The organism is Arcobacter thermotolerans, assembly GCF_983172305.1.
Genome location: NZ_CFAFZJ010000003.1, coordinates 70,926 through 87,506 on the forward strand (window position 1 = coordinate 70,926; position 16,581 = coordinate 87,506).

At 27.2% G+C, this 16,581-nt stretch carries 16 protein-coding genes; 9 read left to right on the plus strand and 7 right to left on the minus strand.

Going from position 1 to position 16,581, the window contains the following annotated elements; genetic code table 11:
- Positions 1 to 68 precede the first annotated feature (68 nt).
- From rsmA to AC5LG6_RS03390, 9 genes are all read left to right on the plus strand, one after another.
- Complete coding sequence (gene rsmA / locus AC5LG6_RS03350; protein WP_081560428.1) at positions 69 to 866, plus strand: 16S rRNA (adenine(1518)-N(6)/adenine(1519)-N(6))-dimethyltransferase RsmA; 798 nt, start codon at positions 69 to 71, stop codon at positions 864 to 866.
- Entirely contained in the window at positions 850 to 2,871 is a 2,022-nt protein-coding gene (locus AC5LG6_RS03355) for a ribonuclease J (protein ID WP_498585701.1), read from the plus strand. Before rsmA ends, AC5LG6_RS03355 begins: the two co-directional genes overlap by 17 nt.
- Before the next feature lie 10 nt (positions 2,872 to 2,881).
- On the plus strand, positions 2,882 to 3,844 hold the full coding sequence (locus AC5LG6_RS03360) for a KpsF/GutQ family sugar-phosphate isomerase (protein ID WP_066219536.1): 963 nt from the start codon (positions 2,882 to 2,884) through the stop codon (positions 3,842 to 3,844).
- A complete protein-coding gene (locus AC5LG6_RS03365) occupies positions 3,841 to 4,689 on the plus strand; it encodes a pseudouridine synthase (protein ID WP_141052112.1) in 849 nt (282 codons plus the stop codon). The genes AC5LG6_RS03360 and AC5LG6_RS03365 overlap by 4 nt, the downstream gene beginning before the upstream one ends.
- Positions 4,673 to 5,857 carry a replication-associated recombination protein A gene (locus AC5LG6_RS03370; protein ID WP_066404001.1) on the plus strand — a complete coding sequence of 395 codons (1,185 nt, stop codon included), beginning with the start codon at positions 4,673 to 4,675 and terminating at the stop codon, positions 5,855 to 5,857. The genes AC5LG6_RS03365 and AC5LG6_RS03370 overlap by 17 nt, the downstream gene beginning before the upstream one ends.
- 73 nt (positions 5,858 to 5,930) lie before the next feature.
- Complete coding sequence (gene hemJ / locus AC5LG6_RS03375) at positions 5,931 to 6,455, plus strand: protoporphyrinogen oxidase HemJ (protein ID WP_066219545.1); 525 nt, start codon at positions 5,931 to 5,933, stop codon at positions 6,453 to 6,455.
- Positions 6,445 to 7,848, plus strand: coding sequence for a PhoH family protein (locus tag AC5LG6_RS03380; RefSeq protein ID WP_498585702.1), 1,404 nt, complete (start codon positions 6,445 to 6,447; stop codon positions 7,846 to 7,848). Before hemJ ends, AC5LG6_RS03380 begins: the two co-directional genes overlap by 11 nt.
- Positions 7,849 to 7,916: 68 nt before the next feature.
- On the plus strand, positions 7,917 to 8,321 hold the full coding sequence (locus tag AC5LG6_RS03385) for a hypothetical protein (RefSeq protein WP_498585703.1): 405 nt from the start codon (positions 7,917 to 7,919) through the stop codon (positions 8,319 to 8,321).
- A 58-nt stretch (positions 8,322 to 8,379) separates the two neighbouring features.
- Positions 8,380 to 9,366: a hypothetical protein gene (locus AC5LG6_RS03390; RefSeq protein WP_498585704.1), complete on the plus strand. Its 987-nt coding sequence runs from the start codon at positions 8,380 to 8,382 to the stop codon at positions 9,364 to 9,366.
- A gap of 63 nt (positions 9,367 to 9,429) precedes the next feature.
- Here the strand turns inward: AC5LG6_RS03390 and AC5LG6_RS03395 are convergent, their stop codons facing one another.
- From AC5LG6_RS03395 to AC5LG6_RS03425, 7 genes are all read right to left on the minus strand, one after another.
- Positions 9,430 to 11,022: an asparagine synthetase B family protein gene (locus tag AC5LG6_RS03395; protein WP_498585705.1), complete on the minus strand. Its 1,593-nt coding sequence runs from the start codon at positions 11,020 to 11,022 to the stop codon at positions 9,430 to 9,432.
- Positions 11,023 to 11,026: 4 nt separating this feature from the next.
- The gene (locus AC5LG6_RS03400) at positions 11,027 to 11,941 is read right to left on the minus strand and encodes an AEC family transporter (RefSeq protein ID WP_498585779.1); all 915 of its coding nucleotides are present in this window, start codon (positions 11,939 to 11,941) and stop codon (positions 11,027 to 11,029) included.
- Positions 11,942 to 11,984: 43 nt separating this feature from the next.
- Positions 11,985 to 13,568 (minus strand): inorganic phosphate transporter, encoded by a 1,584-nt coding sequence (locus AC5LG6_RS03405; protein WP_066359647.1) that lies wholly within the window; start codon positions 13,566 to 13,568, stop codon positions 11,985 to 11,987.
- Positions 13,569 to 13,678: 110 nt separating this feature from the next.
- Positions 13,679 to 13,873 carry a hypothetical protein gene (locus AC5LG6_RS03410; protein WP_066219562.1) on the minus strand — a complete coding sequence of 65 codons (195 nt, stop codon included), beginning with the start codon at positions 13,871 to 13,873 and terminating at the stop codon, positions 13,679 to 13,681.
- A 147-nt stretch (positions 13,874 to 14,020) separates the two neighbouring features.
- Positions 14,021 to 14,179, minus strand: a complete 159-nt coding sequence (locus AC5LG6_RS03415) for a hypothetical protein (protein WP_164071323.1) — start codon at positions 14,177 to 14,179, stop codon at positions 14,021 to 14,023.
- A gap of 135 nt (positions 14,180 to 14,314) precedes the next feature.
- Positions 14,315 to 14,533: a cold-shock protein gene (locus tag AC5LG6_RS03420; protein ID WP_066163762.1), complete on the minus strand. Its 219-nt coding sequence runs from the start codon at positions 14,531 to 14,533 to the stop codon at positions 14,315 to 14,317.
- Between the two features lie 427 nt (positions 14,534 to 14,960).
- Positions 14,961 to 16,493, minus strand: coding sequence for a DEAD/DEAH box helicase (locus AC5LG6_RS03425; protein WP_498585706.1), 1,533 nt, complete (start codon positions 16,491 to 16,493; stop codon positions 14,961 to 14,963).
- Positions 16,494 to 16,581: the final 88 nt, after the last annotated feature.

The window sequence follows — 16,581 nt, forward strand, 5'->3', positions numbered from 1 at the left end:
TTAATTCCTTAAAAATTAGTTAAAGATATTACCTAAATGTAAGTTAAAAAAAGATATACTCTTGCCTAATGGAAAAAGTAAAAGCAAAAAAAGAGTTCGGACAAAATTTTTTAAAAGATAGTTCAATATTAGATAAAATCATCCAATCGATGCCCCATAACAATAATCATATTGTAGAAATAGGGCCTGGCTTAGGTGATTTGACTAAAAATTTAGTCAAGTACAAAGATGTGACAGCTTATGAGGTTGATACCGATTTAATTGGTATCTTAAAGTCGAAATTTGCAAATGAAATAGAGAGTAAAAAATTCACACTAAAACACATAGATGTTTTAAGAGCTTGGGATGAGCTGAAATTTTTACATGATGGTAAATATGATTTAATAGCAAACTTACCATACTACATTGCAACAAATATTATATTAAGAGCTTTTGAAGATGAACTTTGTGAACACATTATTGTAATGGTTCAAAAAGAGGTAGCTCAAAAATTTACTGCAAAAGTAAATGATAAAGAGTATTCATCTTTGGGGATAATGACAGAACTTATCTCTAAAGAGTCAAAAATACTTTTTGATGTACCAGCTGAGGCGTTCGACCCAATGCCTAAAGTTACATCTTCTGTTCTTTATATAAAAAAAGATTTATCGCTAAAACTTGATAAAGATTTTAATAGATTTTTGAAAGCTTGTTTTGTGCAGCCAAGAAAAAAACTATCAAAAAATCTTAGCTCAATTCTTGATAAATCTAAGATTTTAGCTCTTTATGAAGAGTTAGAGTTAAACGACAACTTAAGACCTCATGAAGTTAGTTCATCTTTGTATAGCCAAATGCATACAAAGGTAAAAAATGGAAGAGATAAATAAAGAAGAAATTTCAAAAAATAGTGAAATAAAAACAACTGAAATAAGAGAAGAGTCATCAACTAATACAGGTTCTGAAAAAAGAGAGTTCAGACCAAGAAATCCTAGACCTCCTAGAGCTCAAAATTCTGAACAAAATCAAGAAAATAGAAATAATAGCGAACAAACTCAAGAAAAAAGAGCACCTTTTAAGAAGAAAAAACCAAACAATAAACCAAGATTTATAAATAAAGATATACCTACAGTTGGTGATGGTTGGACTAATGATCTTAAAAAAGCATATATGATAAATGAAAAAATTCATAAAGATAGATTAAACCCACATTATAAATTAAATCTAAATACAAATGCAAAACTTAGAATCACTCCACTTGGTGGATTAAATGAAATTGGTGGGAATATGATGGTTGTAGAGACTGAGAACGAAGCAATCATTGTAGATGTTGGTATGAGTTTTCCAGATGGTGATATGCATGGAGTTGATATCTTAATTCCAGATTTCACATATCTTAGAGAGATAAAAGATAAAATTGTTGCAGTAATTATTACTCATGGTCATGAAGATCATATTGGAGCTATGCCATATCTATTTAAAGAGATGCAATTTCCAATTTATGGTTCACCACTTCCTTTGGAGATGATTGGAAGTAAGTTTGATGAACATAAAATGAGAGAACACAGAGCACTTTTTAGAGCTATTTCAAAAAGAACACCAATTAAAATTGGAAATGATTTTGAAATTGAGTGGATGCACGTAACTCACTCAATTATTGATTCATCTTGTATTGCTATTAAAACTGCTGCTGGAACTATGATTCATACAGGAGATTTTAAAATAGATCATACTCCATATGATGGTTTCCCAACAGATATTCATAGACTTGCACATTATGGAGAAGAGGGTGTTTTAGTTATGACTTCTGATTCAACTAACTCTCACTCTCCTGGATTTACAAAAACTGAAAAAGCTGTTGGACCAACTTTTGAAAGAATATTTGCTACAGCAACAGGAAGAGTTATTATGAGTACATTCTCTTCAAATATTCATAGAGTTGCTCAAGCAATCGAAAAAGCTCTAAAATATGGAAGAAAAATCTGTGTAATTGGTCGTTCTATGGAGAAAAACTTAGATATCTCTATGACTTTAGGATATATAAAATTTCCAAAAGATCAATTTATAGAAGCTCATGAAATAAATAAATATACTGATAAAGAGATTATGATTGTAACAACAGGAAGTCAAGGCGAGTCAATGAGTGCTTTATATAGAATGGCAATTCACGAGCATAGACATGTAAAAATTAAACCTGAGGATCAAATAATTTTATCAGCAAAAGCAATTCCAGGAAATGAAGGAAGTGTTTCTGAGATTATTAACCATCTTTTAAAAGCTGGAGCAAAAGTTGCTTATCAAGACTTTGCTGATATTCACGTATCTGGACATGCTGCTCAAGAAGAGCAAAAACTTATGCTAAGACTAGTTAAGCCTAAATTCTTCTTGCCAGTGCATGGAGAGTATAATCATGCTTTAAAACATGGTGAGACTGGTGTTGATTGTGGTGTTTTAGAGAGAAATGTTTATGTTATGGCTGATGGTGAACAAATTGAAGTAAATCCTAAGTATCTTAAAAAAGTAAAAACAGTTAAAAGTGGGAAAGTTTATATCGATAATCAGTTAAATCATAAAATATCTGACGATGTTGTTATAGATAGACAAACTATGGCAAAAGAGGGTATTGTTATGATAGTTGCTCAAATAAATGAAAATGATAGAACTCTTGCATCAAAACCAAAAGTTGCCACATTTGGGTTTATATCAGACAAACAAGATAGATTTTTTACAAATGAGATAGAAGAGATTTTGAATACTTTCCTTGTTAATACAAAACCTGGAATATTTAAAAATAGTAGAATTTTAGAAGATGAACTTAGAAAAGTTGTAAGAAAACATTGTGTAAGAAAATATAAAAAATATCCAATGATTGTTCCAACTATATTTGTACAATAAGGAATTCTTTATGAACTACAAAGAGATAGTAAAAGAAGTTTTACTTACTGAAGCAAAAGAGCTTGAAATTGCTTCAAGCTCTATCTCTTTTGATATTGAAAATATTGTAAATCTTATTATAAATTCAAAAGGTAAACTTATTGTTACAGGAGTTGGAAAATCTGGGCTTGTAGGAGCAAAAATTGCAGCAACACTTGCAAGTACTGGAACTAGTTCATTTTTTCTTCATCCAACAGAAGCGATGCATGGTGATTTGGGAATGATTGGAAAAGAGGATATAGTTTTGGCTATTTCATATAGTGGAGAGAGCGAAGAGCTTATTCAAATTCTTCCACATATAAAAAGATTTAATATTCCTCTGATTGCAATGGCAAAAGATGAAAAATCTACTTTAGCAAAATATTCAGACTATTTTATCAATATTAACGTACAAAAAGAGGCTTGTCCTCTTGATACTGCTCCAACATCATCTACTACATTAACAATGGCAATGGGTGATGCACTTGCTGTATGCCTTATGAAAAGAAGAGATTTTAAAAAAGAGGATTTTGCATCTTTTCATCCTGGTGGAAGTTTAGGTAAAAAGCTATTCGTAAAAGTAGATGACCTTTTAAGAAAAGATAATCTTCCTATTGTTTCACGTGAAACAAAATTAAAAGATGCAATAATTGTAATGAGCCAAGGAAGACTAGGTTCTGTAATTATTGAAGATGAGAATAAAAAAGTTATTGGTGTTTTAAGTGATGGAGATTTAAGAAGAGCTTTGATGAAAGATGGTTTTTCTATTGATTGCAATGTTGAAGCTATTGCAACTTTAAATCCAAGAACATTTGATGATGAGAACCTTTTGGCAAGTGATGCTTTACAGATTATTGAGACTTATAAAATACAACTTCTTATAATTACTAATAAAAATAGAGAGCTTAAAGGTTTATTACATATTCACGACCTAATAGAGGCAGGTATAAAATGAAAAATGAAACAAGAAAAGAACAAAAAAAAGATACAAAAAAGCCAGAAGTAAGAACAAGAGCAGTTGAAGAGTTAAGATTAAATAAATTTATATCTCACAACAGTAATTACTCAAGACGAGAAGCAGATGCTTTAATAGCTGAAGGAAAAGTAAAGGTTAATAATAGAGTTATTACAGATTTAGCTACAAAAGTTAAATTAAGTGATAAGATTGAAATTGGTAAAAAGATTATCAAAGAAGATAAAGAGAGAATGTACACGGTAATAGTTTATAATAAACCAAAAGGTGAGCTAGTAACAAAAAGTGACCCTCAAGGTAGAAAGACTATTTATGATGGTTTAGATAGCAAATATAAGCACTTTAATAGTGTAGGGCGACTTGACTATGCAAGTGAAGGAGTTTTGCTTTTAAGCGACAGTGTAAACATAGTAAATGCTTTAATGCATTCAAATCTTGAAAGAGTTTATAAGGTAAAAGTAAGTGGTCCAATATCTCCAAAAATTGAGATGGCAATGCAAAAAGGTCTAGAGATAGATGATGCAACAAAAGGTGCATATAAAAAGACAAAGATAAAATCAATGAATTTTGCTCCATTTTTGGCATATGACATTCAAACAAATGGAGAAAAAATTTCTAAGATAAAAGTAGTAATTAGTGAAGGTAAAAATAGAGAACTAAGAAGATTTTTTGGATATTTTGGACTTGATGTTATGGATTTAAAAAGAGTTGAATATGGTGGGGTTAGTTTAAATAATCTACCAACTGGAAAAACAAGATTCCTTACAAAAGATGAGTATAAAAATTTACGAATCTTTTTAAATGAAGAAGATGATAGACTTAGCTAATAAATATAGACCAACATCACTTGATAGTTTTGTTGGTCAATCTCATATTATAAGTAAAGATAAAGCTCTTTATAAATTAATAAAACAAAAAGATATTCCTCATCTATTTTTTTATGGAAAACCTGGAACTGGAAAAACTACTTTAGCAAAAATTATAGCTCGTGAGATAAGTAGCGATTATCACTATTTTAACGCAACAACATTTAAAATTGAAGATTTAAGAAAGGTATTTGATAGATATAAAAATAGCTTTATTAAACCTTTAATATTTATTGATGAAGTTCATAGACTTTCAAAAAATCAACAAGAAGTTTTACTTCCAATTATGGAAAATTATGATGCTACAATAATTGGAGCAAGTACAGAAAATCCATTTTTTACTCTTACAAATGCAATAAGATCAAGATCATTTTTATATGAATTTTTACCATTTTCTTATGATGAAATGGAAAAAATATTAAATATAGTTTTAAAAGATATTGATATAACTTTATCAAATGAAGTTAAAGATTATTTGATTTATTCAAGCTCTGGTGATGCTAGAGCTATGCTTACTCTATTAAATTTTTCATATAAAGTAGATCAAGAGATTAGTTTGAATAGTTTAAAAGAGTTAAGAGCAAATGTTATAGGTGATGGGGTTAGTTCTAGTAGTTCTCACTATGATTTAGCAAGTGCAATGATTAAATCTTTAAGAGGTTCAAATATTGATGCTGCATTATATTATATGGCAAGATTAATAGATGGTGGAGAGAGTGTTGATTTTATTACTAGAAGATTTGTAATATTTGCAAGTGAGGATATAGGAAATGCAAATCCAAATGCTTTAAATCTTGCAAGTAGTACAATGCAAGCTTGTAATAAAATAGGCTATCCAGAATCAAGAATTATTTTAGCGCAGTGTGCTATTTATCTAGCTTCAAGTCCAAAATCAAATAGTGCATATAAAGCTATAAATAAAGCTCTTGAAGAGATAAAAAATGGAAAAATTCTTGATATACCAAAACACTTAGATAGCCAGCATATTGGTTATCTTTATCCTCATGATTTTGGAGGATATGTAGAACAAGAGTATTTAAAAGAGGATTTAAAACTTTATAATTCACTTGATATTGGATTTGAAAAGACTTTAAGTGAATGGATTAGAAAAATTAAGAATGAAAATTAAAATATAGATATATTTTCATTTTAATATTTGTTAATTTTGTTAGAATAGAGTTTAATATATTAGGAGAAATTAAATGGAATATTATACTTGGATTTTGAGTCTGCATATAATAGCAGTATTATCTTGGATGGCGATGCTATTTTATCTTCCTAGGCTTTTTGTATATCATGTTGAAAATAGTCATAAAAAAGAGTTTGTTGAAGTTGTGAAAATACAAGAGATGAAAATATACAAGTATATAGGTCATCCAGCTATGTGGATAACTATTTTAAGTGGAATTAGTATGATAGTTTTAAATCCAGCACTTCTAAGTCAAAATTGGATGATTGCAAAGCTATTTATGTTATCACTTTTGATAGCTTACTCTTTTTCTTTAGATTATTATAGAAAGCAACTAGAAAATAATAGTTGCAAAAGAAGTGGAAAATTCTTTAGAATGTATAATGAGCAACCAACTTTACTTGCTATTTTAATTGTTACTTATGTTATTACAAAAAGTTTTTCGATTCTTTTTACAGTAATCATAGTTTTATTATTTGCATTTATATCATATATGATTATGAAACCAAAAAAGGTGAAAAAAATAGATGAATTTTGAAAAATATTACCTATTAGATACAAATATATTACTAGAAGATGCTAGAAATATCTTTAAATTAAGTGATGGTGCAAAAAACTTAATAATCTTAAGTGAAACAGTTTTAGATGAACTAGACTCTAAAAAAAGTGGATATGATGAGATAAATTTTCAAGCAAGAGAGTTTGCAAGAATTCTTGAGAATTCAGAAGTTTTAAGCACAAATAAATATGAAGATTTTAAGATAATTAGATTAAAACTTATAAACCAAGATGAAACAATAGTTGATATTATCTCTAAAGATGAATACTCTATAAATAGTAAAAATATATCTTTAAATATTTTGAATGATAGAAAAATACTTGAAGTTGCAAAGTTTGCAAAAAATTATTATAACAAAGATATAAAATTTGTCTCTATGGATATTATGGCAAGAACAAGAGCTATATCTCTTGATATAAAAAGTGTAGCACTTCATGGTAAAGATAGTGATAAATTTAATTTCGATTTTATAAAGAATATTGATATAAACTTTGAAGATTTAGAAAACTTAGATAATCAAGATATAATCAATTTTGATAAAGAATATAAAGTTTCTGATTTTTCATATTGCTTAAAAGTTAAACATTCAGATCAAGTTATTTTGGCTTCAATTCAAAATAATAAAATAAAAATCCTTGATGAAGAAGAGATAAGAAATCAAATAATTACACCTTTAAATAAAGAGCAACTATTTTTCTCAAATGCTATAATAAATCATTTTTATAATGTTTTAATAGTTGAAGCTAAAGCTGGAAGCGGAAAAACACTTTTAGCATTAAGTGGTGCTTTAAAACTTGTAAAACAGAAACATTTTCAAAAAATTATATATATAAGAAACTCTATTGAGTCTTTGGATAAAGGCGAAGATGTTGGTTATTTACCAGGACTTGAAGAGAAATTTAGAATATATAATCATCCACTTATGGATAGTTTAGAGTATATTATACGAACTGAACACAAAAGAAGAAGAAGTAAAAGGGATGATATTTCATATACTCCGCTTGAAGATAGTGAAGTAAGCTCAAGAGTTGAGCAGATGATTTCAAATTATGGTATTGAAACTATGTGGGTTGGAGAGATGAGAGGTCGAACGCTTTCAAACTCATTTATTATAATTGATGAAGCACAAAATATGTCAAATAAAACAATGCAGATGGTACTTTCTAGAGTTGATAGTAGTTGTAAAGTTGTAATTCTTGGTTCAAATAAACAAATTGATAATTTCTACGTAAATAGATATACAAATGCTCTAACAACTCTTCTAAAATCTACTCAAAATGAGAATAATCTTGTAAATATTTTTGCAATTAAGCTTGAAAAAGTTTTAAGAGGACCTATTACAGAGTGGGCAGAAAATATTTTTAGTAAATAAATTTTTTATTTATAAATAACTTATAAAATGTGTTATAATACAAGATATTTTATGTAAAGGATTACATTATGTCTTTATTACAATACACATCAGATGAGATGTTTTCGGCAACAGATTTAGTAAGAAAAAACAAATCTATTTTTGATAAGTTACAAAAAAAAGAGATAGAAAAAGCAATAATTCTTCGTGATGGTAAGCCATCTATAATGATGCTAGACTTTTCAGAGTATGAAAAACTGATGAAAGATTATTTGAATTTAAAAGCTGGAAATAGTACAAATATAAACACAAAGACTATAAATGAAGCAGTAGTTGAAGAAAAAACTATAAAAAGTGATTCAAAAATTAGTCAAGAAGATTATGAAGCTGCTATGAAAGAGATTGAGCAGATAAGTTTTAGTTCAGATTTTAGTATTAAAGAAGATGATGAACAAAAAACACCACAAGCATTAAAAGAGTTTTGGGAAAAATAACAATGTTTCACGGGAAACATTAACATATAAAAATTTTTATATATTAGGGGAAATATAAATGAGATTTTTGTTTAGAGAACTATTTAAAAGATTAAGAATAAGATGGATTATCTTAATTTTAGTAATATTAATTTTTTTAGGTTATATATCTACTTTCTCAAAAAGTACAACTAGTATGTTATCAAATGAATTTCCTTTAGATAAATCACCAAATCCACAAGCAACAGAGCATTTTATAAAATCAATGGAATATAAGAATTATATTTTAAATTTACATAGATTTGTAGATTATGATAATTTTTTAATGAGACCATTATTTAATAAGATGAATGAAGAGTATGAAAAAGGAAAATCTTTGCTTCCAGAAACTTCAGCAGAAGATGTATATTGGTATGTGATACTTTATAGAGGAATATATGGAATAGGTGGAATACCAGATAGAAGAGATATGTCAATGGCTTTTAAAACAACTTTGACAAAAGAAGAATATAAAAAACATTATGAAGAAATAGTAGATAAGATAAAAAGATTTGCGATAAATGATTTTAATTACGATGTACCAAGAGTAACAGAATATAAATTTGATTTTATGATAGATTTATTAAATGAATTATCTCTTTCAGCTAGAGGTAAATTAGAAAATTATGAAAATGAAGAGAAGTATGATGAAGAACATTTAAGAAATTTAATATATATATATCCAATATACAAAAAATTTTCAAATAGATATCTACCTCTAGCAAAACAAAAATTAAGTAAAGAGTTTTATATTTATAATGAGATAAGAATTTTGTACGAGATTATAATAATAGATGCTTTTCAAAATAATAATAAAAGTTTAAATTGTAGTGATATTAAAAATAAGATTTTATTAGATAGGTTAAAAGAGTTAAGTATGTCAAAAGACAAAGATGAAGATCTTAAATATATTTTTGATGGAAATGGTTGGGTATTGGCTATTATTAAAAAACTAATATATTGTCCTAATTTAAAAAAACAAGCAGATGAGATATTTATACATTTTGTAGATAAAAACAAGGATTAAAAGATGGCTACACAAGAATATCAAATTGAAATAACAGCCTTTAGTATATATTAAATAAACAATCTAAAGATATACTTTTTTGTACCACAAAGAGAAAACAAAAAGTGAGTACAAATGCTGTTTAAATTTATTTGAACTAGCAAGTGTATAAATTTGTTTTAAATAATTTTCATTAAAAAATCCAGTTTGTCTATTTACTTCTATAATAGTATCTAAAATAGAGCTTCCAAATTCATCTTGAAGCCACTCATTAAAAGGTGAGTTAAAGCCTTTTTTTGTTCTATTAATTATTTGTTCAGGGATATATTTTGATGCAATCTTTTTAAGTAAGTATTTGTTTGTATTGCCCATTTTTATTGAACTTTTAATGCTAAAAACATATTTAAGTAAATCATTATCCAAAAATGGAGTATGAATTTGCAAAGAGTTCTCTTTTGAAACTTTGTAAACTTTTGTTAAAACAGGATTTGAAACCCAAAGTTTTAAATCAATATAACTCATATTATCAACAAAGTCTTGCTTTGGTGTTTCACTTTTAAATATTGGAACTTTTACAAATAGCTTTCTTTTTTGAATATCATTAAAAATCTCTCCAAAAGAGTTATATATATTTTGTTTTTTTACAACTCTTCTTAAATATTCACTCTCTTTTGTATTATTTTGCAAAGCTGATATAATTTCATTTAAAAATTCATTTTGTTCTTTTGATAAAGATTTTCCAAAATTATGATACTTTAAAAACTTTGCATAGTTGTCATAACCAAAAAAAAGCTCATCAGCACCTTCTCCAGATAGAAGTGAATTTACACCAAAATCTTTAACATTTTTTAATAAAAAATTTAGTGGAACAGCAGCACTATCTCCATGAGGTTCATCAAAAAACTCTAAAGTATTATAAAAACTATCTATATAGTTCTTTTTATCAATTATTATTTCGTGATGATTTGAGTTTATATGATTTGAAGTAATTTTGGCATATTGAAGTTCACAATAATTTTTGTATTCATTATAACCAATACTAAAAGTATCTATTTTTCTACCAGATATTTTGGTATAAATTGAAGAGATAAGTGAGCTATCAACTCCTCCACTTAAAAGTGTGCTAGGAGACGATATAAGCCTTTTTTCAATTGCGGAGTATAAAAGCTCTTCTAAGTCATTTAAAGCTATATTTTCATCGTTTACGGCTTTATATGTATTAATTTTATAATATTTCTTTTTGATTAAATCTTTTTTTGGTTCAAAAATCAGATATGAACTATCTTCAAGCTTAAAAATATCACAATAAAATGTATCTTCTCCAAAAGTTGAGAAGTGCTGAATATATTTACTAAGAGCAATTTTATTTAATTTTGGCAAATTTGGAAGCTCTTTTAGAATATCTTTTATAGAAGTTGAAAATATAAATTTTTCATTTTTTATGTGGTAATAAAATGGAATATTTCCAAATCTATCTCTTGAACAAAAGTAAAGACCTTTTATTTTATCATAGATACAAAAAGCAAAAACTCCATCAAGTTTTGATACAAAATCAAAAGAGTATTTTATATATAAATCTTTTAAAATTTCAGTAGTATTATTTCTTGAATACTCTTTAGATTTATATATTTCACCTTCAAAATAGATAGTTAAATCTTCAAAATCATATTTTTTCATATGTTTATCCTATAAAATAATCAATTATTTCAATATAAAAATGAAGAATTGCTATAAAAATTGCAGATGATACTAAAATTGTAGCTGCTACATCAGTTGGTTTTGTATTGTATACTACAGAAAAATTTACATTATTAACTGCGAGTGGCATCATTAATTCCATAACTAAAATTGACGCAATCATAGGATTAAAATTTGTAAAATTAACAACTACTATAATACTGACTATTGGTAGTAAAATATGCTTTGCAAAACTTATCTGTAATGATAGTTTCCAAGGGATAGTTTTGACTTTTACACTGTATAAATAAGTCCCAAAAATTATCAATTGAAGAGTTAAAGATGTATAAGCTCCCATTTGTAATGCAAAATCAAACTCTTTTGGAATTTTAAACTCAAAATAGTTAAAAGCTAAAGCAAAAATTGCAAACCATATAACTGGAATTTTAAATATTGATTTTATTGACTCTTTAAAATTAAACTTATCTCTTGCAAAAAAGTATATAGATATTGTGTACATAAAAAAGATATTTGCAATATTAATAATACTTGTATAAGGAACTGATTCAACACCAAATAAAGCAATTCCTAGAGGAATTCCTAAGTTTCCTGTATTTCCTATTAATGCTGTTGCTAAAAATATATTTTCGTCTGTTTTTGAAGAGAATAAAAATTTTGAGTATAAAAGCATTAAAAGTAGAGTTGAACCCATACAAATAAGAAAAAATATTGGAGATAATACAAATTCGTAATTAATTGGTTCTTTTGTTAATCCCCAAAAAATCATAATTGGTTGAAGAAAATATAATGATAATAAGACTAAAGTCTTCTCATCTATTTGTGTTTTTAGCTTTTTTTTTGCAATAAAACCTAAAAATATAAAAAAATATATTGGAAGAACTGAAAGAATAGCTTCTATTTGAAAATCCTAAAAAAAATATAGTATAAGTAGAAAATTCTACTTATACTGCAACTATACCTTTAATCATATAATAAATTCCTGCAGCCAATAGTGCAGAAGTAGGAACTGTAATAATCCAAGCAGCAATAATCTTCTTTACGGCATCTCTTTTTACATACTTAGTACCTTTTGCCTCTTTAAAATCTTTTTTCTCTTGTTTTACTAAATCTTCTATTTCATCGATTTTTTTAAATAATTCAACAATTTTTATATATGTAGATTTATTTTTATCTTTAATAGCTTCAAGTTTAGCTAAATCTGCTTGAGCCTTTTCAAGTTCTTTTTTATGTTTTTTAAATTTCTCTCTAATATCTTGAACATAATTTTTCTCGCTCATATCAAGAGCTTCTCTTAAAAAACCAACACCAAATACACCACCAATTGCAATATGAGTAGAAGAAACTGGAAGTCCCATTTGACTTGCAAGAATAACTGTTACAGCTGTTGCCATAGCTACAGAAAATGCTCTCATCTGGTCAAGCTCTGTAATTTCACTACCAACAGTTTTTATAAGTCTTGGTCCATATAATACCAATCCAATCACAATTCCTATAGCCCCAACAAACATAATCCAAAATGGTACAGACGCTTGTATACCAGTTCCACCATGCATTATTGCATCATTTATAGCTGCAAGTGGACCAATTGCATTTGAAACATCATTAGCACCATGTGCAAATGATAATAGTGCTGCACCAAATATTAAAGCAGGTGTAAAAAGTTTATTAACACTTGATCTGTCGTTTGTTAAATTTGATAAATTCTTTTCAATACTTTTTTTAGTAAGATAATAAGCTGCAATAGCAAATAAAATACTTATTCCTGAAGCACTATAAAATCCTATATTTATTAACTGTTTTAAACCTTTTAGTATAAGATAAGTTGTAAATGCCCAAGTCATTATTGCAATTAAAATGGGAACAAATTTTTGCGCTTGTTCAAGCATATTCTCTTTGTAAACAATCTGTTTTTTTATGAAATATAAGAAACCAGCTGCAACAATACCACCTAGTATAGGAGATATAATCCACGAAGATGCAATTTCAAATAAACTTCCCCAATTTAAAATAGAAAAACCAGCACTTGCAATTCCAGCTCCCATTACTCCACCAACTATTGCATGTGTTGTTGAAACTGGAGCTCCAATAGATGTTGCAAAATTTAACCAAACAGCACCAGCAAGAAGTCCAGCTGTCATAGCCCAAATAAATGAATTTTTATCTGCAATTAAATTTGGGTCTATAATTCCACTTTTGATTGTATTTACAACATCACCTCCTGCTATAATTGCTCCAGCACTTTCAAATATTCCTGCTATTATAATTGCACCTGTTAAGGTTAAAGCTTTTGCTCCAACTGATGGTCCTACATTATTTGCAACATCATTTGCTCCAATATTTAAAGCCATGTAAGCGCCAAAAATAGCACCAATTATTAAAAAGGTATTATCGGGTACTTTACCGTGAGATGAATATGTCCAAAGAAATACAGCTAATAAAAATAGCAAAGAGAGAGATAATTTTGCAAAGCTTGAGATAGATTTTTCGGTGGCACTTTCTATGGTCTTTATGGTCTTTATATCCATTTTATTTTCCTTATGTAACTAAATTGTAATGAAGTCATTATAGTTTAATTAATCTTATTTAAAGTTTAGTTATAAGTAAAAATGAAAAGAAGATAAATTATACCTTAACATTAAATAATATTAAGATTTAATTTTCCTTTTTTACATTCAGAATTTATTAGTTTTTCTATTTCTGTTGTAGAAATAAATCTTTGTTTATCAAAATATTTTGGTAATTTGTCAATCTGCAATTCAAGCATTGCATATTCTTTTATCAACATATTAGTATTGTATTTCTTTATTAAGTAATCTTCAATTATTCCCATTTATTAACCTTTTAAATTATGTATAATAATCGTTAAAGAAGTAATCGAAGAAAAATCGCTATTAATTCATTTTTATTCTAAAAGTTTTATTGTTGTGATTGTATCTGAATATATTAATTATTGCTATTATCGTTATAATCCATAAAATTAATATATTGCAAATGGATTTTTTGGTTTTAAATAATTTTTTGCAAGATTAATACATAATCCAGCTTTTGAGGAAGCATCTTCTAGAGATTCTCCATTTTTTATAAGTCTTAATAAAACTGACTGTTTTATTGATAAATTTATTTTTGTTATTGACATTTCTCTCTTTTATAATTTTTTTTGATGTTTAACTATTTTATATAGTTGATTATAATTTGTTGTAGTTATATTAGTTTTAGGTGAATTAGATTTTTCTAAGCTAGATAGCCTAGAAAAAATCTGATTTTAAAAAAGTTATATTGATCTAACGTTTTTTGCTTGAGGACCTTTTTCATTTCTTCCAATTTCGAAAGATACTCTTTGTCCTTCATCTAAAGATACTCTTCCATATCCTGAACTTTGAATTTCACTGTGGTGAATGAAAAATTCATCATTTCCATTTTCTATTTGAATAAATCCAAAACCTTTTTCTGAGTTGAACCATTTTACTGTTCCAATATTTTGATCTGCCATGGCATTTCCTTTTAATTTATTTTTCTACTTTAATTAAAAAGTAATCTATAAAGTTAAAGTGGAGTTTTAATTTGTATTAAGTAAGTTAGTATCAATTTCTTGTAGTTATCAATAAAAGCAAACAAAAGATGTAGTCAAAAACCCTAAATCATCTTCAAGACGAGTATTCTAACTGAATAAAAATATAAAAGCAAGCTATTTTACAAAATTTTTAAATTTATTTATATTATACGATTAAATAAATATTTACAAAACTTTCATACATAGAATTTAACTATTTTTTAGTGTAAATTCTATGAAATTGAATAATTTTCTCTAAATTTTTATATCTTTATTTCTACTAGTTTTCTTCATATAATCATAAAGTTACATACTTCTAAAAACCCTAAGTGAAAGAAAACAAGTATGAAGAAATAACTTTTTAGAATTAATCTCTTCTTCTAGGTCTTGAGCTTCTTGCTGGTTTGTCAGATGAATCTTTATTTGAATTAGATGAGCTACTTCTACTTCTTGATGTTGATGGTCTTCTTTGTCCACCTCTATCATCTCTTGAACCAGAATCTCTTCTTTGTCCACCACCACTTCTTCCTCTTCCTCTTGAAGGTCCTCTTCTATCATCACCTCTATCACTACTTCTTAACATATTTTCGATTAGTCTGCTTATATCACTTTCGCTTTTTCCTATGTGATTATTTCCTTTTACATAAGTTTTAGAAGCAATAATTGAAGCTAGTTTAAATGCAATTGTTGAAATATCAAACTCTTCTTTTAACTCCTCAACAATAGTTATTGCATAATCTTTTATCTCTTGATCTAAGATAGATTGTTTAAGTTCATCTATTTTTTTCTGTTTAACAGTTGAAATATTTGGAACAACTTTTGATTCTAATTTTGCACCAATTGTTTTTTCAATTCTTTGAAGAGTTCTAAACTCATGAGGTGTTACAATTGAAATAGCCATTCCATCTTTTCCTGCTCTTCCAGTTCTTCCAATTCTGTGAACATAAGATTCACCATCAAAAGGTAAATGATAGTTAAATACGTGAGTTACATCATTTACATCAAGTCCTCTTGCTGCAACGTCTGTTGCAATTAGTATTTCAAGTTTTGATGTTTTAAATGCTTTTATAGCTTCTTCTCTTTGTTTTTGTTCCATATCACCATGTAATGATTTAGCCATAAAACCTTGAGATAATAAAAATGTAGATAATCTATCAACATCTTTTTTTGTTCTACAAAATATAATAGATTTTTTTGGATTTTTATAATCAAAAAGTCTAATTAATGCATCATCTCTTTCTCTTTCATCTACTACATAAAAAGTTTGAGTAATATTTTTATTTGTAACATCAGATTTTGTAATTGTTACAAATTCTGGCTCTTTTAAAATTGTTTTTGCTAAATTTTTAATAGCAACTGGCATTGTTGCTGAGAAAAGTAGAGTTTGTCTATCTTCTGGAAGATATGTGAAAATATCTTTAATATCATCTAAGAATCCCATATCAAGCATCTCATCAGCCTCATCTAGGATTACAAATTTTGGTTTAATTTTTATATGTTCATTTTTTAATAAATCCAAAAATCTTCCAGGAGTTGCTACTATAACGCTTGCCGTTTCTATTAATTTTAGTTGTCTTGAGTAAGATTGTCCACCATAAACAGTTGCTGTGTTAATTCCTAGAAATTTTCCAAATTTGAATAATTCATCGCTTACTTGCATTGCTAATTCTCTTGTAGGAACTATTACAACTGCTTCTGCATTTTTTCCTGTTAATTGATTTAAAACTGGTAAACCAAATGCTGCTGTTTTACCAGTACCTGTATGTGCTTGACCAACTATATCTTTTCCTAAAAGTATATGTGGAATTGCATCTATTTGTATTGGACTTGGTTCTTTAAAACCAGCTTCATCGATTGCTTTTTGTAAATTTTCTTTAAATTTAAAGTCTTGAAAAGTCACTTTTTATCCTTAAGTATATATTGTGAATATACACTCTTATATTAAAAAACCTTCCTATAATGGATAATCAAATATAAAAAATATGTAA